Annotated in this window: 1 protein-coding gene; it reads left to right on the forward strand. The window is 51.4% G+C overall.

Annotated elements, in window-relative coordinates:
- On the forward strand, positions 1 to 282 hold a 282-nt coding region (locus KDM89_RS22030; RefSeq protein WP_212689877.1), incomplete at both ends, for a response regulator.

Here is a 282-nt window from a genome sequence, read left to right on the forward strand (position 1 = left end):
GATGGGTTGACGCTACTGAAGGGCATACGCGAAGCAGGTAAATCAAATCCTGTTTTGATCCTCAGTGCCTTGACCAGCATCGATGAGCGGGTTTCCGGTTTGCGCGGCGGAGGCGACGATTATTTAACCAAACCCTTTGCTTTTTCCGAATTATTGGCGCGTTGCGAAGCCTTGCTCAGACGCAGTTCGGCGATACGAGAGGAAACGCAGGAATTATGGATCGCCGATTTGCGGCTCGATTTGCGCAGCAGAAAAGCGGATAGAGCAGGCAAAGCAATCAAT

This window comes from Cognatundibacterium luofuense (genome assembly GCF_018139685.1).
Classification (GTDB): domain Bacteria; phylum Pseudomonadota; class Gammaproteobacteria; order Burkholderiales; family Burkholderiaceae_D; genus Undibacterium; species Undibacterium luofuense.